At 61.8% G+C, this 18,737-nt stretch carries 16 protein-coding genes; 8 read left to right on the forward strand and 8 right to left on the reverse strand.

What is annotated here, in order from left to right:
• The first annotated feature begins 341 nt into the window (after nt 1-341).
• From HNP49_RS10645 to HNP49_RS10660, 4 genes are all read left to right on the forward strand, one after another.
• Nucleotides 342-620 (forward strand): hypothetical protein, encoded by a 279-nt coding sequence (locus HNP49_RS10645; RefSeq protein ID WP_184683074.1) that lies wholly within the window; start codon nt 342-344, stop codon nt 618-620.
• Nucleotides 621-708: 88 nt separating this feature from the next.
• Nucleotides 709-1,620 carry an ADP-ribosylglycohydrolase family protein gene (locus HNP49_RS10650; protein WP_184683076.1) on the forward strand — a complete coding sequence of 304 codons (912 nt, stop codon included), beginning with the start codon at nt 709-711 and terminating at the stop codon, nt 1,618-1,620.
• Nucleotides 1,621-1,873: 253 nt separating this feature from the next.
• Nucleotides 1,874-2,917 carry an acyltransferase gene (locus HNP49_RS10655; protein ID WP_184683078.1) on the forward strand — a complete coding sequence of 348 codons (1,044 nt, stop codon included), beginning with the start codon at nt 1,874-1,876 and terminating at the stop codon, nt 2,915-2,917.
• Between the two features lie 670 nt (nt 2,918-3,587).
• Nucleotides 3,588-4,067 carry a hypothetical protein gene (locus tag HNP49_RS10660; RefSeq protein ID WP_184683080.1) on the forward strand — a complete coding sequence of 160 codons (480 nt, stop codon included), beginning with the start codon at nt 3,588-3,590 and terminating at the stop codon, nt 4,065-4,067.
• An 8-nt stretch (nt 4,068-4,075) separates the two neighbouring features.
• On the opposite strand, the gene HNP49_RS10665 is transcribed toward HNP49_RS10660, so the two are convergent.
• From HNP49_RS10665 to HNP49_RS10690, 6 genes are all read right to left on the reverse strand, one after another.
• Entirely contained in the window at nt 4,076-4,654 is a 579-nt protein-coding gene (locus HNP49_RS10665) for an NAD(P)H-dependent oxidoreductase (RefSeq protein ID WP_184683082.1), read from the reverse strand.
• Between the two features lie 54 nt (nt 4,655-4,708).
• Complete coding sequence (locus HNP49_RS10670) at nt 4,709-5,086, reverse strand: MerR family transcriptional regulator (RefSeq protein WP_184683084.1); 378 nt, start codon at nt 5,084-5,086, stop codon at nt 4,709-4,711.
• Between the two features lie 50 nt (nt 5,087-5,136).
• On the reverse strand, nt 5,137-6,489 hold the full coding sequence (locus HNP49_RS10675; RefSeq protein WP_184683086.1) for a glutamine synthetase family protein: 1,353 nt from the start codon (nt 6,487-6,489) through the stop codon (nt 5,137-5,139).
• 177 nt (nt 6,490-6,666) lie between these two features.
• The gene (locus HNP49_RS10680; RefSeq protein WP_184683088.1) at nt 6,667-7,224 is read right to left on the reverse strand and encodes a helix-turn-helix domain-containing protein; all 558 of its coding nucleotides are present in this window, start codon (nt 7,222-7,224) and stop codon (nt 6,667-6,669) included.
• A gap of 39 nt (nt 7,225-7,263) precedes the next feature.
• Complete coding sequence (locus HNP49_RS10685; RefSeq protein ID WP_184683090.1) at nt 7,264-8,553, reverse strand: FAD-binding oxidoreductase; 1,290 nt, start codon at nt 8,551-8,553, stop codon at nt 7,264-7,266.
• Between the two features lie 86 nt (nt 8,554-8,639).
• Nucleotides 8,640-9,398: a class I SAM-dependent methyltransferase gene (locus tag HNP49_RS10690; RefSeq protein ID WP_184683092.1), complete on the reverse strand. Its 759-nt coding sequence runs from the start codon at nt 9,396-9,398 to the stop codon at nt 8,640-8,642.
• Nucleotides 9,399-9,581: 183 nt separating this feature from the next.
• Here HNP49_RS10690 and HNP49_RS10695 point away from each other — a divergent pair, with 183 nt between their 5' ends.
• From HNP49_RS10695 to HNP49_RS10705, 3 genes are read left to right on the forward strand one after another with little or no spacing between them, the layout of a single operon-like run.
• On the forward strand, nt 9,582-10,241 hold the full coding sequence (locus HNP49_RS10695; RefSeq protein WP_184683094.1) for a TetR/AcrR family transcriptional regulator: 660 nt from the start codon (nt 9,582-9,584) through the stop codon (nt 10,239-10,241).
• Nucleotides 10,242-10,243: 2 nt separating this feature from the next.
• Nucleotides 10,244-11,329 carry an efflux RND transporter periplasmic adaptor subunit gene (locus HNP49_RS10700; protein ID WP_184683097.1) on the forward strand — a complete coding sequence of 362 codons (1,086 nt, stop codon included), beginning with the start codon at nt 10,244-10,246 and terminating at the stop codon, nt 11,327-11,329.
• Nucleotide 11,330: 1 nt separating this feature from the next.
• Nucleotides 11,331-14,486 carry an efflux RND transporter permease subunit gene (locus HNP49_RS10705; protein WP_184683099.1) on the forward strand — a complete coding sequence of 1,052 codons (3,156 nt, stop codon included), beginning with the start codon at nt 11,331-11,333 and terminating at the stop codon, nt 14,484-14,486.
• A 19-nt stretch (nt 14,487-14,505) separates the two neighbouring features.
• On the opposite strand, the gene HNP49_RS10710 is transcribed toward HNP49_RS10705, so the two are convergent.
• Nucleotides 14,506-15,621: an HD-GYP domain-containing protein gene (locus tag HNP49_RS10710; RefSeq protein ID WP_184683101.1), complete on the reverse strand. Its 1,116-nt coding sequence runs from the start codon at nt 15,619-15,621 to the stop codon at nt 14,506-14,508.
• A gap of 216 nt (nt 15,622-15,837) precedes the next feature.
• On the opposite strand from HNP49_RS10710, the gene HNP49_RS10715 reads away from it, so the two are divergent.
• On the forward strand, nt 15,838-17,079 hold the full coding sequence (locus HNP49_RS10715) for an NADH:flavin oxidoreductase/NADH oxidase family protein (RefSeq protein WP_184683103.1): 1,242 nt from the start codon (nt 15,838-15,840) through the stop codon (nt 17,077-17,079).
• Nucleotides 17,080-17,144: 65 nt separating this feature from the next.
• Here HNP49_RS10715 and putP read toward each other — a convergent pair whose 3' ends face one another.
• Complete coding sequence (putP, locus tag HNP49_RS10720; RefSeq protein WP_184683105.1) at nt 17,145-18,632, reverse strand: sodium/proline symporter PutP; 1,488 nt, start codon at nt 18,630-18,632, stop codon at nt 17,145-17,147.
• Between the last annotated feature and the right edge of the window lie 105 nt (nt 18,633-18,737).

Genomic DNA, 18,737 nt, shown 5'->3' on the forward strand with positions numbered 1-18,737 from the left:
CAACGCTTCTCACCGGACTAATAACACTTTATGTCGTCGGGCTTCCACTGCCCAGCTTTGGCTATGTTCCACTAGCTTTTATATTTTTCACGGGGTGCATTCTAGCGCTGGGCTGGTGGCGGCTATTTCATCTCCCAGCTACTGGCTTACGTACTGAGTCGCGGGCCTCGCCCGTTCTTTTAGCCATTTCTGCACTCGCCGTCTTGGTACTTTTGTTGGCAAAATACATGCGTATTACATAGCCACGTATAACTATTGGTTCAAGCTGTTCGCTTCGCTCACTCGGGACCGGCTAAAGCCGGCCCCTTAACCAAACGTTATAAGGCTAAGGAGAGTCTGCGGTGCACCTGAAAATAGTTAACACTGTTGCCGTAAGCTTTATTGCTGCCGCCATTATTTTTTATGCTGGTGTCTTTTCAAATTCATTCAGTCAAAACATGTGCTATTCCAATATCTTGTCAAAAATCGGCTCTGATGCGGAAATTGTTGCGAACACTGAAAACCACGGAGCCATTAAAAATTGGGCAAAATTTATAAATAACATGCCTAACCACGGCTACGAATCCGATTGCAAAAAAATACTAAAATACCTCAACACCAAAACATTGCATACGAAATAGCCGTATAACAATGCGCTCAAATCGCTCACTTCGTTCGCTGGGACGGGCTAAAGCCCGCCCCTTAGCTTAATCGTTAGCAGGCTTTAGCATGACTCCTACGCTCTCAGAAAGATATCGCGGAAGCTTACTTGGGCTGGCTTGCGGAGATGCCGTCGGTACAGCTGTAGAGTTTCGATCTCGGGGTTCATTCACACAAATAACAGGCATGATTGGTGGAGGCCCCTTTGGCCTCCAGCCAGGTAAGTGGACTGATGACACTTCAATGGCTCTCTGTCTCGCTGAAAGCCTCCTGAATAAAAATGGTTTCGACGCAAAAGACCAAATGGGACGATATCTCAACTGGTGGCAGTGGGGGTATCTAAGCTCCACAGGTGACTGTTTCGATATTGGAATGACAGTGCGTCAAGCACTCAATACATTTCAAACAACAGGCAACCCCTACGCTGGGTCTACTGATCCTCAGAGCGCAGGAAACGGATCACTTATGCGCCTTGCTCCCGTCGTGCTCTTTTACTACCCAGATGTAGAGCAAGTACTTACTTCCTGCGCCAATAGTTCGCGTACTACGCACGGAGCACCAGAGGCAATTCAATGTTGCATGCTTCTTGGCTTGTTGCTGACAAAGGCACTTGCCGGGGAGCCAAAATCCGCACTACTCAAGCTTCAAAGTGAAGCATTCAGTGAAACAAAGGTTATCCAACTTGCAGCAGGAACCTTTATTGAGAAATCACGCGCCAATATCACTGGTTCGGGATACTCAGTCGAGTCACTAGAGGCTGCGCTATGGTGCTTTCACCATACAAATAGCTTCGAGGCTGCTGTTCTAGAAGCTACCAATCTTGGGGACGACGCCGACACGACTGCCGCTATAGTCGGGCAGTTGGCAGGAGCACATTACGGGGTTAGTAATATTCCAGCGCATTGGCTGGAGCTGCTTCACATGCGTAGCGATATTGAGGCAACCGCAGATGCATTGCTCCGCGCGTCAAAAGCCTGCTAACAAATGGTTCAAGTCGTTCGCTTCGCTCACTCGGGACCGGCTAAAGCCGGCCCCTTAACCAAACGTTAGGCACCATGTACTACAGATCAATGAGAACGTCGCTTCTGCGTTTTAAAAAGCAGTCGCAAACCCGACGTCGCCACTCGAAAATTAGAGTGTGATGGGACTAGTCCATTACAGTACTCAACACCTCCAGATCGGATAAAGCCGGTCCATTAGCCATAACACTAGCCTTTCAGGAGATACACAGTAGATGCTTGGTCTACTTCGCACAACACTTGCATTGATGGTAATGTTTTTTCATTTATATTTTGGAATATTACCTCTCGGCACTTACGCAGTCTTTGCCTTTTACATCATCAGCGGCTATCTGATGACATTAATCATGCACGAGAACTATGGATATACACTGAAGGGCAGATACTCATTTTCTGCAAACAGAGCATTACGCCTATACCCGCAATACTGGTGCGCAGCGCTTTTATCTATTGCCATAATTAAAATTTACGGACCCAATGCAGTAAAAGGATTTCATGAGAGCATATATCTCCCAACATCAACGAAGGACATATTACACAACTTATTTATGTTTTTCACTGCTTGGAGCCCTAGCTCAATAAACCCTCGACTAGTGCCACCAACCTGGGCGCTAACGATTGAAATATTCTTTTACATACTGATTTGCCTTGGGATTTCAAAGACTTTTTTCAGAGTAAAACTATGGTTAAGCATTTCTATCTCTTACGTCATCCTTAGCTACGCAGCCAACTGGGAATGGCAAACTCGATATTTCCCCATTGCAGCAGCCTCACTACCCTTCTCAGTTGGATCAGCTATATTTTTCCTAGCAAAAAATGAAAAATTACTTAAGGCATCAAAAAATCTCTCACTATCCGCACGTAGCCTGTACTTCATATTCCTTTCAAACTGCATATCCTGGACTATTCTTTACCAGAGAAATATTGGTTATATCGCAGAAATCGGATTCTACCTAAATATAATTTTTAGTTCGCTGCTAATCTACACACTTGCGACTGGCCAAAAGATTTTTCCACTGAGCAAGAAAACCGACGGCATCATCGGCGACTACTCTTACCCTGTGTATCTGCTCCACTGGCAATGCGGCCTAATTGCTTCATTTATTATATTTAGCGAAGCATTTCACGAGTTGTCTTTAAGAGGCCTTGCAAACCTCACACTTGCAACAATCATCACCGCAACACTGTCAACGATACTTATTTACAGATTAGACAAACCTATTCAAAAGATAAGAGACCAAATAAAGAAAAACAAGTAAAACTTAACACACAAACCATACACTACCAAAATCCAGCATCGTATTTAATACAGGAGCACCATGAAGCTTACCGCCCCTTATAGCCACACGAATCTCACCCTATGCATTTTTTAAAAACCCAAATCACTTATAAATATTTACAAACATATCTTTGACAAAATTATTGCTCCACAACCTGGCAGCGCTGAGACACTATTTATTCGCTATAAAGCAAATCCAGCATATTGATAAATCCACTATTCAAGTAACAGAAGCGCATTCCATCTTTGCAGTGGTTCATATTAGTTTTTTTAATTCAAATTTACTGTTCAGCCAGACTGATAATCCCAACCGCAGGCCAAAATGGACACCAACCCATGATTCTTGGAGTAGCCCGCGGCACGTGAAGGCTGGGCAAGAACGCAATTCGAGGCTGCCTTTCTACTGGTACAGCGCCTTATCATGGTAATGTCAGGTTTCGTTTCCCATGAGTTGCAGCATTATCTAGAGTGGCCTAGCGAGTACATATTACTGGTCATCTGGCAAACTCTGGAGGACCATCAAGTGGGCTTTCGCCTCGCCCCTGAGTACCAGCAGTGGAAGCAATTGCTTCGCCATTTCTACGAGCCATTCCCAGTGGTAATGCACTACCACGCCGTGTCAGATACCTCGTCGCGCTGACGGTACTTCCATGCGCACACTAGCCCTCACCGCCGTAGCCGCTGTCTTTCTTCTGTGCCATGCCCAGTGGGGCTGGGTGCCGATTCTGGACTCGGCCAATCTGGCCTTTCATGAAGCCGGCCACCCGCTGTTCGGTCTGCTGGTTTCCGGGCTGATGGTGTATGGCGGCACGTTGATGCAGCTGCTGATGCCGGCGGCGGCAGCCTGGCAATTGCGCAAGCAGGGTAAGGTCGGGGGTTATCACCTGTGTATGCTCTGGCTGTCGGAAAACCTGCTGAATGTGGCGCGTTACATGGCCGATGCCCGGCGCCAGGAGCTGCCGCTGGTGGGCGGCGGCGATCATGACTGGACTTTCATCCTCAGCCAGTGGGGCCTGCTGCGCTGGGATACCACGCTGGCCCTGTGGCTGCGGCTGTTCGCCGTGGGCCTGATGGTCTGGGTGCTGTGGCGTGACTGGCGCCTGGCTCGGGCCGATGCCAAGGCAGCCTGAGCTGCGTCTTATAAGCGCCGGGCAAGCGCTTCGGCCTTTACCAGCCAGCGCTCACGCCGGACAGGTGTCGAGCCGATCAGCGGTCCGCAGCGCAGCACCCGTACCGGCCTGATGCCGCAGAACTCCAGGGTAGTGATCTTCATTTGCCAGATGCCCGGCTGGCGGTAGAACCAGCGGAAGTACCACGGCGGGGTATCCATGCTCACCAGCAGGTCGGCGCTGCGGCCTTTGAGCAGGCCCTCGGGAAAGGCCTTGCCCTTGTGATAACGGAAGGCAAAGCCCGGCAGCAGCACGCGGTCGAGAAAGCCCTTGAGCAGCGCCGGCACACTGCCCCACCAGATCGGGTAGACGAATACCAGATGCTCGGCCCAGAGGATCTCCGCCTGAGCGGCGAGCAGATCCGCCTCCAGCGGCTGTTCGCCGCGATAGCCCTGATGCAGCAGCGGATCGAAAGCGAGCCGCGCCAGCGTCAGCTCACGCAGCTCGTGCCCGGCAGACCTTGCGGCACTGGCATAGCGGGAGGCCAGCGCCTGACAGAAACTGTCCGGCGCCGGGTGGCCCTGAATCAGCAGAATGCGTTTGCCCATGACCGTCTCCTGGCAGGTGGCGGTACAGGCTAGGGTCTGCCCCTAGGGGCAGAGTCAAGCGCCGTCGATTTCGCAGGCCGGCTGGCCGTGCAGGCAACCGGCAATTTCCTCGCCGACCACGCCCAGCTCATGTTCCAGCTGCCGCAGCCGGGCAATCTCCGCCAACACCTCATGGCGTTTGGCTTCGATGCGGTCGAGCAGCGTGCGCCAGTCCGGCTGCGCCGGGTCACTGCCCAGCGCCTGCGCCAGTTCGGCCAGGCTGAAACCCAGGCGCTGGGCCTGACGAATCAGCTGAACCTGCTGCAGCTGCGCCGCGTCGTACACCCGGTAGCAGCCCTCGCGGGCAATCTGCCCGAGCAGACCCAATTGCTCATACAGACGGATGGCCTTGGGGGTGGCGCCGCTGCGCCGGGCCAGTTCACCGATATACATGACTACTCCTTGCGTCCGGCACCCGCCGGCAGACGGGTGCCGTTCGTGTCTCAGAGGAACCAGCGGTATTCGCGGGCGCTGATGTCGTGCATGAAGGCCAGATGGTCCTGGCGCTTGTTCTCGCAGTAGACGTAGACGAACTCGCTGCCGAGCTTGTCCTTGACCACCGGATGGGACTCCATCGCGGCCACGGCAGTCAGCATGTCCTTGGGGAAGTCGATGCCGCTGGAGCGGTCTTCGTTGAGCGAAGCGATCGGCTCGCGCTGTGCGTCGAGGCCGTGTTCCATACCCGAGAGAATGGCTGCCAGCACCAGATAGGGGTTGGCGTCGGCACCGGCCAGGCGGTGTTCGATGCGCAGGTTCTTGCCATCGGACTCGGGAATGCGGATGCACGCATCGCGGTCCTCGAAGCCCCAGCTGGCCTTGCTCGCGGCATTGACCATGGCGCCGTAGCGGCGGAAGGCGTTGTGGTTGGCGGCGAAGATCGGCATGCAGCGCGGCAGCAGCTCCAGGCAGCCGGCCACGGCATGACGCAGCGGACGCTGCTGGTCGGCGTCGAGGATGTTGTTGCCGTCCTTGTCGTACAGGCTGACATGCACGTGCATACCGCTGCCCGGTGCATCCAGATACGGCTTGCTCATGAAGCTGGCGCGGTAGCCGTGCTGCATGGCCACACCGCGGGTGCTGCGGCAGAACAGCGCCGACCAGTCGGCCGCCTGCAGCGGATCGCGGTTGTGGGCGAAGTTGATTTCGAACTGGCCGGGGCCGAGTTCGGCGGTGATCACGTTGGCATCCACACCCTGCTCGCGGGCCGCCTCGACGATCTCGTGCAGCACGCCGGAGAAGCGCGACAGGCGCTCAATGTGCATGTTCGGCTGATCGTCTTCGTCATCGGTCAGCGGATCACGCGGGAACTGCGGCAGGCCGGCGTCGAGCTTGCGGTCGAACAGGTAGAACTCCAGCTCGAAGGCCACCACCGGGCGGATGCCGCGCTTTTCCAGGCGGTTGAGTACCTGCGCCAGCACTTCGCGCGGTTCGAACTCGATGGGCGCCTCGGTGCCGTCGGAGGTGATCAGCATCTGCCCCAGCGGCTGGCCTTCCCAGCGCACCGGCTTGAGGGTGCCGGGCACCAGACGGCGCGGCGCATCCGGGTCACCGTCGTGGAAGCAGTAGTCGCCGATCGGGTACAGGCCGCCCTGTACGCCGAGCAGCACGCAGTTCTGCGGCAGCTTGAGCGGGCTGCCGGCGGCGACCTTCTCCAGCATGTCCAGCGGGTAGCGCTTGCCGTAGAAATGCCCGGGGATATCCAGGCAGATCAGGTCGACATAGCGCACCTCAGGGTTGGCCGCGCGGAAGGCACGGACTTCGCTGAGCAGATCGGGGAAGGTGGTGGCGGTTGTCATTGTTATGGTCCTACGGGTCTGTAACAGAAGTGTTCAGGTTCTGTACGAGAAGTCGTCGAGCGAAGGGGAGGCTAGGCAAAAATCGGTGAGGAAGCGGAGTTTACGAATAGGTAAATGAGCATTCCGAACCGATTTTTAACAATGCATCACCGAGCGCAGGCACTTCTCGTACAGAACCTAGGTGAATACCCAGAGCACGCGGGTAGGCTGCTCGCTCTGGTTGGCGTAACGGAACTGGGCAAAGGGCGGCAGCTGGAAACTGTCGTTGGCCTGCAGCACCACCGGCTCGACCGCCTCGTTGAGCCAGATCGACAGCTCGCCTTCGAGGACGAAACCGCCCTGCTCCGAGCTGTCGTTGACATGTTTGTCACCACTGCTGGCGCCCGGCGCCAGATGGCTTTCGAGCATGGAGAAGCCGCCGCTCATGGTCGGCGAAACCAGCACGTCGGTGATGCCGCCGGCGTAATAGAGCGTGCGACGCTCGCCCGGCCGAGTCACCCAGCGCACTTCGCGGGGTTTGCTCAGGTTGTAGAAATAGGTGGTCGGCACGCCCAGCGTCTCGCTGATGGCGGTGAGATCGGCCACGGTCGGCCGTGACTTGCCGCGCTCGACCTGGGACAGGAACCCCACCGAACGACCGATCTGCTCGGCCAGCTCGTTGAGGGTCACGCCCTTGTGCTTGCGCAGATCGCGAATCAGGATCGCCAGACCTTCGACTTCATCCTGCATATCCATAGAGTGTCTCCAGCACCGGCCCAACCGTGGGCCGGATCATTAAAAGAAATCGCGCAGCCGATACCAGGCCTTGCCGGCGGCTTCCAGCGGGGCGGCCAGCAGGCTGCCGCCGGGGAATCGCGGATTGTCGAGGCCCTGGTACAGCTCCAGCAGTTCCGTATCGCCGAGGATGGCATCGCTGATCGCCTTGGCCGCGGCCAGGGTCGGCAGCACGCCATGCCCGGAAAAACCCTGCAGCCAGTAACGGCCGCCCTCACGCCCGACATCCGGGGTGCGCTTCATGCTCACGTCGATGTGCCCGCCCCAGGCGTAATCGATGGTCACGCCGGCCAGCTGGGGGAACACCCGCTCCAGATAGGGCCGGGTGGCACCGGCCACATCCGCCGGGATGCCGCCCAGGTAGGTGCAGCCGCCACCGAACAGCAGGCGGTGGTCCGGGGTCAGGCGGAAATAGTCGGGGACGAACTGGTTGTCGATCACGCAGCTGTTCTTCGGCAGCAGCGACGCCGCCAGCTGCGGGTCGAGCGGCGCCGTGGCCACCTGATAGGAGCCCACCGGCAGCAGGCGGCTGGACAGACGGCTGTCGAGGCGGTCGATGTAGGCATTGCAGGCCAGCACGATCTGATCGGCGCGCACCTCGCCCCGTTCGGTACGGGCCACATAGCCCTCGCCCTGCTCGCCGTAGCTGAGCACGCGACTCTGTTCGAACAGCCGGCCGCCGCCCTGCTCGATGGCCGCCGCCAGGCCCTGGGCCAGCTTGAGCGGATTGAGGTGGCCGGCCTGCGGGTCGTACAGCGCGGCCTGGTAACGCTCGCTGCCGATCCACTCGGGCAGCTCGTCGCGGCCGATCAGGCGCAGCTGGTCATAACCCCACTTGTGCTGCGCCTCTTCAAGCGCCTCGGCCAGCATGCCGACGCGGCGCGGCAGCACGGCCGTCCACAGGCTGCCCGGGCGGTAGTCGATATCGAAACCATGGCGCTGCGGCAGTTGGCGGATTTCCTCGGCGGCCCAGACCATGCTGTCCCACAGGCGACGGGTGCGGGCCACGCCGAGCGCCTTCTCCAGCGGCGGCATGTCGCACGACCAACCCAGCAGCGCCTGGCCGCCGTTGCGTCCGGAAGCGGCCCAGGCCAGACGGCTGGCTTCCAGCACGACCACTTTCTTGCCGGCGGCGGTCAGGCGCAGCGCCGTGTGCAGGCCGCTGAAGCCACCGCCGATGATCAGCACGTCGGCCTGCAGGGTTTCCTGCAGGGTGCTGCGCAGCGGGATGCTGCCGGGGAAGGTGGCGGCGTAGTAACTGGCAACGTGCTGGGCGGACTGTTTGAACATGGCACACCATGAAATTATCAGAATCCAATTTCATGAATATTAGCCATTAAAAATTCACGCAAGCAAGCCTTTATTGAACATTCTGTTCAGGATTCCTTACGCCCGACCCGAACCGTCAGTGGCCAGACCACTTCGCGGGTCTGTTCAGACGGTCCCCACAGCGGCGCCAGCTCATGCGCCAGCGCATCAACCGGATCGATCCCGCTGGCCTTGTGGCAACGCCCGCTAGCCGACCAGCTGCGCAGATAGCCCAGCAGCTGTGCCAGGTTCCAGTGCTGGCGCATGGCAAAGGGCGGCACCTCAACGGGCGGGAACGGAAACGCCAGCTCGGCATAACCGTTCTCCACATGGTGGCGCTCAGCCGGCCAGTACGGCCCCACCACCTCGTGATAGAAATGCTGCAGCAGGCGATTCGGCCCATCGCCCTCCAGCGCCTGCACGCCGTAGCACCATTCGGCAATCAGCCCGCCCGGTTTGAGCACACGCCGCGCCTCGGCATGAAAGGCCGGCACATCGAACCAGTGCAGGGCCTGGGCCACCACGATGAGGTCAACACTGGTGTCGGCCAGGCCGCTGTGCTCGGCCGGCGCCTGGGCAAAGGTGATGCGGGGATGCTCGGGGGCCTCCGCCAGTTGCGCCGCACTGGCATCGGTAGCCACCACCTGACGGAAATAACCGACCAGATCCAGCGCCGCCTGCCCGCTGCCCGTCGCACAGTCCCAACACAGCCCATGACCCTTACACTGCTCGGCCAGCCAGAGAAACAGCTCCGCCGGGTAACCCGGCCGGCTGCTGGCGTAGTGCCCGGCCACACTGGCGAAGTGATCCTTGAATGCCTCATTCATCGCACACCTCCTTATTCACTGAGCAGTCTAGGGGCGATCCGAACAACGCGAGCACGCGCCGATCAGCGTAGCCCCTGTGCCCGGCAACACCTTGTCGCAACCTCTCGCCAGCGTGGCGATTGCCAGAGCGTGACCAACAGTCATAGTATGACCACCGGTCACAACCATTCTTTGAAGCCCGCCATGCGCTATCAGGATCAACAGTTTCAGCACCGCGAACAGGCCATTCTGCACAGTGCCCTGGCGCTGTTTCGCCAGCACAGCTGGGAAACCGTCACCATCGCCGAAGTGGCCGAGGCCGCCGGCATTGGCAAGGGCACGGTGTACAAGCACTTCCCCAGCAAGGAGGCACTGTTCGCCGAACTGGTGCTGGATTTCTCCCAGCGCTGCCTGGAGGGTTACCGCCTGCTGCCGGCCGGGGACAAGCCCGACGACCGTCTGCGTCAGAGCATTCGCCAGGGGCTGACCGACTGCCGCCGCGACCCGCTGATGGCGCAGCTGTGCATGCACTGCGAGCGCCCGGAGTTCAAGGAACGCCTGAGCCCCGAGTACCGCCAGCGCTTCGCCTCCATGGAAGCGGCCTTTGCCGAGCACTTCGGCGCGCTGGTGAGCCAGGCGCTGGGGGATCTGGCACTGCCAGACAGCGACTGCCTCTTGCTGCTGGCCGCCATGGATGCCTGTTTCTCCGGCGCCATGCTGCGCATCACCAGCGGTCGCCTGGGCGACTGGCTGGGTGATATCGCCATGGACACCTACCTCGACCAGATCACCGATTTCATCATCGCCGGCCTGCACGGCCAGGCCGCCCATCTGCTCGCTCAGCCACGGCTGCAAGGGAACTGATCATGCTGCGTGCTTTCTTCCAACGTCCCTGGCTGCTGGCCATAGTCCTGAGCGTCGCCCTGCTGCTCTGGCTGGTCACCGGCAGCTGGTTCAAGGCCAGCGAACAGGCCCCGGCCGATCAGCCACCGGCCCAGCAGGATGCCCTGGCGCAGGTGCAGTTCGAGTGGCGCGAAGCCAAGCCGATGCAGCGCCAGCACCTGGTGCAGGGCCAACTGGAGGCCTGGCGCCGGGTTGATCTGCGCGCGCAGATCAACGCCAGCGTGGTTGCGCTGGATCGCGACAAGGGCAGCAATGTGAGCGCTGGCGACGTACTGCTCACCCTCTCGGGCGACAGCCGGCCGGCCGAACTGGCGCGTGACGAAGCCGATGTGCGCCAGCAGGAAGCCGCCGCGGCCGCCGCCCGGCGCCTGTATGGGCAGAAGCTGCTATCCAATAACGATCTGCTCAAGGTCGAGAGCGAACTGGCCAGCGCCCGCGCCCGGCTCGATGCCACTCGCCTGGCCCTGAGCCGCACACGCATCAGGGCGCCCTTCGACGGCGTGTATGACGAGCGCCGTGTCGAACTGGGCGACTATGTCGAGCCGGGCCAGAGCCTGCTCAGCGTGGTCGAGATCGGCCGGCTCAAGGTCAGCGCGCAGATTCCCCAGCAGGACGTGGCGCGCCTGGCCATCGGCCAACCGGTGCGAGTGCAGCTGCTCGACGGCGCCCAGCTCGACGGCACCCTGCACTTCATCGCCGCCGCTGCCGAACCCGGCACCCGCAGCTTCCGCATCGAGGTGGCGGTGGACAATCCCGAGCGCCTGCGCCTGGCCGGCGCCAGCGCCACCCTGCTGATCGATACCGGCGAAGCCCTGGCCCATGCCGTCTCCCCGGCTTTGCTCAGCCTGGACAAGGACGGCCGCCCGGGGGTCAAGTGGCTCAACGAACAACAGGTGGTGCAGTTCACCCCGGTGCAGCTGATCAGCGTCAGCAACCAGACGGCCTGGGTCGCCGGCCTGCCCAAGCGCGTGGCACTGATCACCGCCGGCCAGGGTTTTGTCGAAGCTGGGCAGCAGGTCGTGGCCCGTGAAGCCGGGCGGGTGAACTGAGATGGGCGCCCTGATCGCCGCCGCACTGGAGCGCAGCCGCGCCAGCCTGTTGCTGCTGGCCTTTCTGATCATCGGCGGGCTGACTGCGTATGTGGCCATGCCCAAGGAATCCAACCCGGATGTCAGCATCCCGGTGATCTACGTCTCCATGAGCCTGGAAGGCATCGCCCCGGAAGATGCCGAGCGCCTGCTGGTGAGGCCCATGGAGCAGGAGCTTCGCAGCCTGGAAGGCATCAAGGAAATGACCTCCATGGCCAGCGAAGGCCATGCCTCGGTCACCCTGGAGTTCGACGCCGGTTTCAACGCCAAGCAGGCACTGGCCGATGTGCGCGAGAAGGTCGACACCGCGCGCAGCAAGCTGCCCGAGGAAGCCGACGAGCCGGAGGTGCACGAGATCAACGTGGCCCTGTTCCCGGTGCTGTCGGTGGGCCTGTCCGGCCCGCTGACCGAAGAACAGCTGGTGTACACCGCACGCGAGCTGAAGGAGCACATCGAAGGCATCCCCGAGGTGCTCTCGGTGGAGATCGGCGGCGACCGCGAGGACCTGCTGGAGATTCTGGTCGACCCGCAGGTGCTCGACAGCTACGGCATCGACTACAACGACCTGTTCAACTTCGTCACCCGCAACAACCGCCTGGTCGCCGCCGGCAGCCTGGACACCGGTGCAGGGCGTCTGGCCATGAAGGTGCCCGGGGTGATCGAGGACCTGGAAGACGTCATGTCCCTGCCGATCAAGGTGCAGGGCAACAGCGTGGTAACCTTCGCCGATGTGGCCACCATCCGCCGCACCTTCAAGGACCCGCTGGGCTTTGCCCGGATCAACGGCCAGCCGGCCGTGGTGCTGGAAATCTCCAAGCGCAGCGGCGCCAACATCATCGCCACCATCGAGAAGGTCAAGGCGCTGCTGGCCAAGGCCCAGCCGCAACTCCCGGACGGCCTGCGCGTCAGCTACATCATGGATCAGTCCAAGGAAGTGCAGGACATGCTCAGCGACCTGCTGAACAACGTCCTCACCGCCATCGTGCTGGTACTGATCATCATTGTCGCCACCATGGGCGTGCGCCCGGCGCTGCTGGTGGGGCTGACCATCCCCGGGGCCTTCTTCACCGGCATCCTGCTGATCTGGCTGCTGGGTTTCACCCTCAACATCGTGGTGCTGTTCAGCCTGATTCTGGTGGCCGGCATGCTGGTGGACGGCGCCATCGTGGTGTCCGAACTGGCCGACCGCTACCTGGGCCAGGGCCAGACGCCGCGTCAGGCCTGGGTCAACGCGGCGACACGAATGGCCTGGCCGGTGTTCTCCTCCACCGCCACCATGGTGGTATTCATCCCCCTGCTGTTCTGGCCAGGGGTGGTCGGCGAATTCATGAAGTACCTGCCGGCCACGGTGATCCTCTGCCTGGCCGCCTCGCTGGTCATGGCGCTGGTGTTCATGCCAGTGCTCGGCGCCGTCACCGGCGGCAACCCGCAGCTGCGCGACAAGCCCCGCCCCCATCAGGGCAGCCGCCTGTACCGGCAGGTACTCAGCCGGCTGCTGCGCCGCCCGGCGATGACCCTGTTCGGCATGCTCGGCCTGATCGGGCTGATCTACCTGGCCTACGCGCAGTTCAACCATGGCGTGGAATTCTTCCCCGAGGTCGAGCCCGACAGCGCCCAGGTTCTGGTGCGCGCCCGTGGCGACCTGTCGGTGGTGGAGAAGGATCAGCTGCTGCAGGGCGTGGAAAAACGCCTGCTCGGCATGCCCGAACTCAAGGCCATCTATGCCCGCTCCTTTGCCAGCAGTCAGGCGGAAAACCGTCTGGGCGAAGACGTGATCGGCACCCTGCAGTTCCAGTTCATCGAGTGGCACCAGCGCCGCCCGGCCAGCGCGATTCTGGCCGACATGCGCCAGCGCACCGCCGATATTCCCGGCCTGCTGCTGGAGTTCCGCAAGCAGGAGAATGGCCCCAACGACGGCAAGCCGGTGAACCTCAAGATCAGTGCCAGCGACCCGGCGCAGGCACTGGCCTGGGCCGACCGCCTGCGCGCGGAAATGGCAAAGCTCGGCGGTTTTACCGATATCGAGGATGACCGTGCCCTGCCCGGCATCGAGTGGCGCCTGACGGTCGACCGCGAGGCTGCCGCGCGCTTTGGTGCCGATGTGCTGAGCGTGGGCAACGCCGTGCAGATGGTCACCAACGGCCTCAAGGTGGCCACCTACCGCCCCGAGGATGCCACCGACGAAGTGGACATCCGCGTGCGCCTGCCAGAGAGCTGGCGTTCACTGGACCAGTTCAATCGCCTGACCCTGTCCACCGCCAAGGGCCAGGTGCCGCTGGGCAACTTCGTCACGCTGGCGCCGGCCCCAAAGGTCGGCACCCTGCGCCGGGTCGACGGCAAGCGCACCCTGACTCTGCAGGCCGACCTGGTCGAGGGCTTCCGCCTGGACGAACGCCTGCCCGCCCTGCTGGCTGCAGCCGGCGAACCACCGGCCGGGGTGCAGATGAAGTTCGGCGGCGAGCAGGAAGACCAGCAGGAAGCGGCCAGCTTCCTCAGCACCGCCTTCGGCGTGGCCATCTTCCTCATGCTGCTGATCCTGGTGATCGAGTTCAACAGCCTGTTCCAGAGCTTCCTCGTGCTTTCGGCCATTGTCCTGTCAACCGCCGGCGTGCTGCTGGGGCTGCTGTTTGCCGGCCAGTCGTTCGGCATCGTCATGGTCGGCATGGGCCTGATCGCCCTGTCCGGCGTGGTGGTGGGCAACAACATCGTGCTGATCGACTGCTACAACCAGCTGCGCCGCCAGGGCCTCTCGCCTCACGACGCCGCCCTGGAAAGCGCCTGCCTGCGCCTGCGTCCGGTGGTACTCACCGCGGTCACCGCCGCCCTCGGTCTGGTGCCGATGGTGCTGGGGGTCAACGTCGATCTGCTCGGCCCGAGTCTGGGCATAGGCGCACCCTCGACCCAGTGGTGGACGCAGATGTCCAGTGCGATTGCCGGCGGCATGATGTTCGCCACGGTGCTGACCCAGCTGCTGACGCCCTGCCTGCTGCTGCTCGGCTCGCGCTTCGAGCAGCACCCGCCGCAACTGGAAACCAGCGAGGACGACCTGCTCGACTTACCGGAACACCTGCTGACCCGCCTGCCTCTGTCAGACCCCGAGAAAGAACCAGTGGCCTGACCGCCGGCTGTCCCAAGCCTCAGCCGTAGGCGTTTTCGCAGAAGCAGCGCTGGATGTGCTCGACCTCGTCGGCGCGCGCCAGCAGGCTCTCGACGCAGCGCCGGTCGAACTTCACCCCGGCCTGTTCGAGCATCCAGCTGAAGGCCTGTTCGTTGCTCCAGGCCTGCTTGTAGGGGCGCTCGCTGGTCAGCGCATCGAACACGTCGGCCACGGTGACGATGCGCGACTCCAACGGAATGGCATCGCCGATCAGGCCATCGGGATAGCCGCTGCCATCGACCAGCTCGTGGTGATGAAGGATGACGTTGCGCAACAGGCTGACCTGTCCCACCCCACCCAGACCGAAGTTTTCCAGCAACTGATCGACCAGCTGCAGGCCGGCCCGCGAATGCTCGCGCATGATCACCTGCTCCTCCTCGGTCAGTTGGCCAGGCTTGAGCAGCACGCGATCGGGAATGGTGATCTTGCCCAGGTCATGCAGCGGCGCAAACAGGTAGACGTGCTCGACAAAGCTGTCGTCCAGCCCCTCCTCGGCAGCCAGGCCCTGGGCGATCAGCCGGGCATAGCGCGACATGCGCTCCAGGTGGTTGCCGGTTTCCGGGTCGCGGGCATGGGTCATGTTCATCGCCGACTTCAGCGTGGCCAGCAGCGTGCGCACATTGGCGCGCTCGTTGTAGACGATCAGGCTGGCCAGGTGGCCGAGCATGTCCAGCTCGCCCAGCAGCGCGCCGTCGAAGACCCCGACCTGGCGGGCATTGAAGAAGACGAAACCGAAGAAGTAGCCGTTGACGCACATCGGCAGGGTGTAGCTGGAGCGGTAGCCGGCCTCCAGCAGGGCCTGCACATGCACCTTGTGGCTGTCCTGCAGCACGCTGAAATCGGCGATCACGCGCGGTGCCTGACTGTCGGCCACGGCCTTGAGCCAGGTCGTGTCCTTGAGCTGGGCGTGGTAGTAGGGCAAGGAGTTGTCCTTGTCCTCCACTGAAACAAAGGTCTTCACCCAGTCGCTGCCATGGTCGTACAGGGCCACCGCCAGGCGCTGCACCTCGGGATACTTGTTTTGCAGGGTTTCCAGCAGGTAGCGCAGCTTGGCCTGAAGCGGCCCCTGCTCCTGCAGGTCATGCAGATGGGACATGGCGAATCCTTGGTGAGTCGGTACACACAGTCTAGTCATTGCGAGCGGCTAGTCACTGCGACGTAGCTACTCAGACACGCCCTTGCCATTCACGGCGCGCGGGCCAATCCATTCAGCAACCTGCGGGCTGCGCACATTACGCTTGACCTTCAAGTTGACTTTAATCTTAGGATCACCCCGTCATCCCGAATCCCCCCTGATCCCTCGGAGCTACCCATGTCCCGTTCTGCCCTGTTCAGCCCTCTGCCCCTGCCCTGCGGCGCCGTGCTGCCCAACCGCCTGGGCAAGGCGGCCATGGAAGAAAACCTTGCCGATACCGGCCAGTTGCCCGGCGCCACCCTGATCGACCTGTACCGCTGCTGGAGCCAGGGCGGTACCGGCCTGCTGATCACCGGCAATGTCATGGTCGATGGCAGTGCCATGACCGGCCCCGGCGGCGTGGTGCTGGAAGCAGGCGTACCGCTGCAGCCGTTCCGCGACTGGGCCGAGGCGGCCAAGTCCGGCGGCGCGCAGGTGTGGATACAGCTCAACCATCCCGGCCGGCAGACCTACGCCAACCTGGGCGGCAAGCTGTGGGCGCCCTCGGCAGTGGCGCTCGACCTGGGCAAGCATTCGAAGCTGTTCGGCGTGCCCAAAGCCATGGACGAGCAGGACATCGCCGAGCTGATCGAACGTTTCGCCAGCAGCGCCCAACTGGCCGAGCAGGCCGGCTTCGACGGTGTGCAGATCCACGCGGCGCACGGCTACCTGCTGTCGCAGTTCCTCTCGCCGCTGACCAATCAGCGCAGCGACCGCTGGGGCGGCAGCCTGGAAAACCGTGCGCGCCTGCTGGTGGAAGTGATCAGGGCCGTGCGGGCGCGCGTCTCGCCGCGCTTTGCCGTGGCGGTCAAGCTCAACTCGGCGGACTTCCAGCGCGGCGGTTTCAATGACGCCGATGCCCTGGCCGTGCTGCAGCTGCTCAACGAACTGCCGGTGGACCTGGTCGAGCTGTCCGGCGGCAGCTACGAGAGCCCAGCCATGCAGGGGCGCACCGCCGATGGTCGCACCCTGGCCCGTGAAGCCTACTTCCTGGAATTCGCCGCGCAGCTGGCAGGCAAGGCACGCATGCCGCTGATGACCACCGGTGGCATCCGCCGCCGCGCGGTGGCCGAAGAGGTGCTGAGCCAGGGCGTGGCCGTGGTCGGCATGGCCACGGCGCTGACCGTCATTCCTGATCTGCCGGCCCGCTGGCAGGCCGGTGAGGATGCCGTGGCCGAACTGCCCGTGGTGAACTGGAACGACAAGGTGCTCTCGGCAGTGGCCACCATGGCCGTTATCCGCCGCCAGCTGCGCCGCCTGGGCAGTCGCAGGGCCAGCAAGCCGGATGCTTCCCCCGTCGTCTCACTGCTGCTCGACCGCCTGCGCCTGGGCCGCCTGACCCGTCGCTACCGTCACTGGCTGGCTCAGCGTCAGGCTTAAAGCTGCCCTCATGAAAACGGCCCGCCTCCTCTCGGAGCGCGGGCCGTTTTTGATTGCAGCGCGTTTTACTGGGCGTCGAGGTATTCCTGCTCGGCCTTGTTGAAGCGCTGAGACATGGCGGCCGACGGGCCATTGCCGATACGGCTGAACACCAGGATGGCCAGGGTGGCCAGGATGAAGCCCGGGATGATTTCGTACAGGCCCAGGCCGATCCAGTTCTTCCACACCACCACGGTCACCGCACCGACAACCATGCCGGCCAGGGCGCCGTTGCGGGTCATGCCCTTCCACAGCACCGAGAGAATCACCACCGGACCGAAGGCCGCGCCGAAACCGGCCCAGGCGTAGGACACCAGCCCCAGCACGCGGTTTTCCGGGTTGGAGGCCAGGGCGATGGCCACCACGGCCACGAGCAGCACCATGGCACGACCAACCCAGACCAGCTCAAGCTGGCTGGCATTCTTGCGCAGGAAGGCCTTGTAGAAGTCCTCGGTCAGGGCGCTGGAGCACACCAGCAGCTGGCAGCTCAGGGTCGACATCACCGCCGCCAGAATGGCCGACAGCAGCACACCGGCGATCCACGGGTTGAACAGCAGCTTGGCCAGTTCGATGAACACGCGTTCGGGGTTTTCCTTGACCGCGCCGGCCAGCTCCGGATGGGCGGAGAAGTAGGCGATGCCGAAGAAGCCCACGGCCACGGCGCCGCCCAGGCAAAGGATCATCCAGGTCATGGAGATGCGGCGTGCCGCCGGGATGGCCTTGACCGACTCGGCGGCCATGAAGCGCGCCAGGATGTGCGGCTGACCGAAGTAGCCCAGGCCCCAGGCCATCAGCGAGATCACGCCGACGAAAGTGGCGCCCTTGAGCATGTCGAAGTGGCTCGGATCGACCGCCTCGATGGCCATGAAGGTCGGATCGACGCCGCCGGTGGCCAGCATCACCACCACCGGGGTGAGGATCAGGGCGAAGATCATCAGGGTGGCCTGCACGGTGTCGGTCCAGCTCACCGCGAGGAAGCCGCCGATGAAGGTGTAAGCGATGGTCGCCGCGGCGCCGGCCCACAGGGCGGTTTCGTAGGAGAGGCCGAAGGTGCTCTCGAACAGACGGGCACCGGCCACCACGCCGGAGGCGCAATAGATGGTGAAGAACACCAGAATCACCAGCGCCGAGAAGATGCGCAGGATGCGGCTGTTGTCCTCGAAGCGGGTGGTGAAGTAGTCCGGCAGGGTCAGGGCGTTGCCGTTGTGCTCGGTCTGCACGCGCAGACGGCCGGCGACGAACAGCCAGTTGAGGTAGGCGCCGACGATCAGGCCGATGGCGATCCAGCTCTCGGAGATGCCGGCAACGAAGATGGCGCCGGGCAGGCCCATCAGCAGCCAGCCGCTCATATCCGAAGCGCCGGCTGACAGGGCGGTGACAAAACTGCCGATGCTGCGGCCACCGAGAATGTAGTCGGACAGGTTCTTGGTACGCAGGTAGGCAACAAGGCCGATCAGGACCATCGCGGCGATATACACCACGAAAGTAATCAGCATGGGAGTACTAGCAGTCATGGGGGGATACCCTCTTGGTTGTTGTTATCCGCCGCGACGGGTAGCGCGCGGCGATTGGCTGGCAAGTTGCCCGTGGATAACGGGCCTCGGAGTCGATCTGCGGCG

The sequence above is a fragment of the Pseudomonas fluvialis genome, from assembly GCF_014207935.1.
GTDB classification, from domain to species: Bacteria; Pseudomonadota; Gammaproteobacteria; order Pseudomonadales; family Pseudomonadaceae; genus Aquipseudomonas; species Aquipseudomonas fluvialis_A.

Coding starts and splice junctions, on each gene's coding strand:
- HNP49_RS10705 (WP_184683099.1), top strand. CDS start 11,331: ATGGGCGCCCTGATCGCCGCCGCACTGGAGCGCAGCCGCGCCAGCCTG.
- HNP49_RS10675 (WP_184683086.1), bottom strand. CDS start 6,489: ATGACAACCGCCACCACCTTCCCCGATCTGCTCAGCGAAGTCCGTGCC.
- HNP49_RS10685 (WP_184683090.1), bottom strand. CDS start 8,553: ATGTTCAAACAGTCCGCCCAGCACGTTGCCAGTTACTACGCCGCCACC.
- HNP49_RS10715 (WP_184683103.1), top strand. CDS start 15,838: ATGTCCCGTTCTGCCCTGTTCAGCCCTCTGCCCCTGCCCTGCGGCGCC.
- HNP49_RS10695 (WP_184683094.1), top strand. CDS start 9,582: ATGCGCTATCAGGATCAACAGTTTCAGCACCGCGAACAGGCCATTCTG.
- HNP49_RS10655 (WP_184683078.1), top strand. CDS start 1,874: ATGCTTGGTCTACTTCGCACAACACTTGCATTGATGGTAATGTTTTTT.
- HNP49_RS10710 (WP_184683101.1), bottom strand. CDS start 15,621: ATGTCCCATCTGCATGACCTGCAGGAGCAGGGGCCGCTTCAGGCCAAG.
- HNP49_RS10650 (WP_184683076.1), top strand. CDS start 709: ATGACTCCTACGCTCTCAGAAAGATATCGCGGAAGCTTACTTGGGCTG.
- HNP49_RS10665 (WP_184683082.1), bottom strand. CDS start 4,654: ATGGGCAAACGCATTCTGCTGATTCAGGGCCACCCGGCGCCGGACAGT.
- putP (WP_184683105.1), bottom strand. CDS start 18,632: ATGACTGCTAGTACTCCCATGCTGATTACTTTCGTGGTGTATATCGCC.
- HNP49_RS10670 (WP_184683084.1), bottom strand. CDS start 5,086: ATGTATATCGGTGAACTGGCCCGGCGCAGCGGCGCCACCCCCAAGGCC.
- HNP49_RS10680 (WP_184683088.1), bottom strand. CDS start 7,224: ATGGATATGCAGGATGAAGTCGAAGGTCTGGCGATCCTGATTCGCGAT.
- HNP49_RS10690 (WP_184683092.1), bottom strand. CDS start 9,398: ATGAATGAGGCATTCAAGGATCACTTCGCCAGTGTGGCCGGGCACTAC.
- HNP49_RS10700 (WP_184683097.1), top strand. CDS start 10,244: ATGCTGCGTGCTTTCTTCCAACGTCCCTGGCTGCTGGCCATAGTCCTG.
- HNP49_RS10660 (WP_184683080.1), top strand. CDS start 3,588: ATGCGCACACTAGCCCTCACCGCCGTAGCCGCTGTCTTTCTTCTGTGC.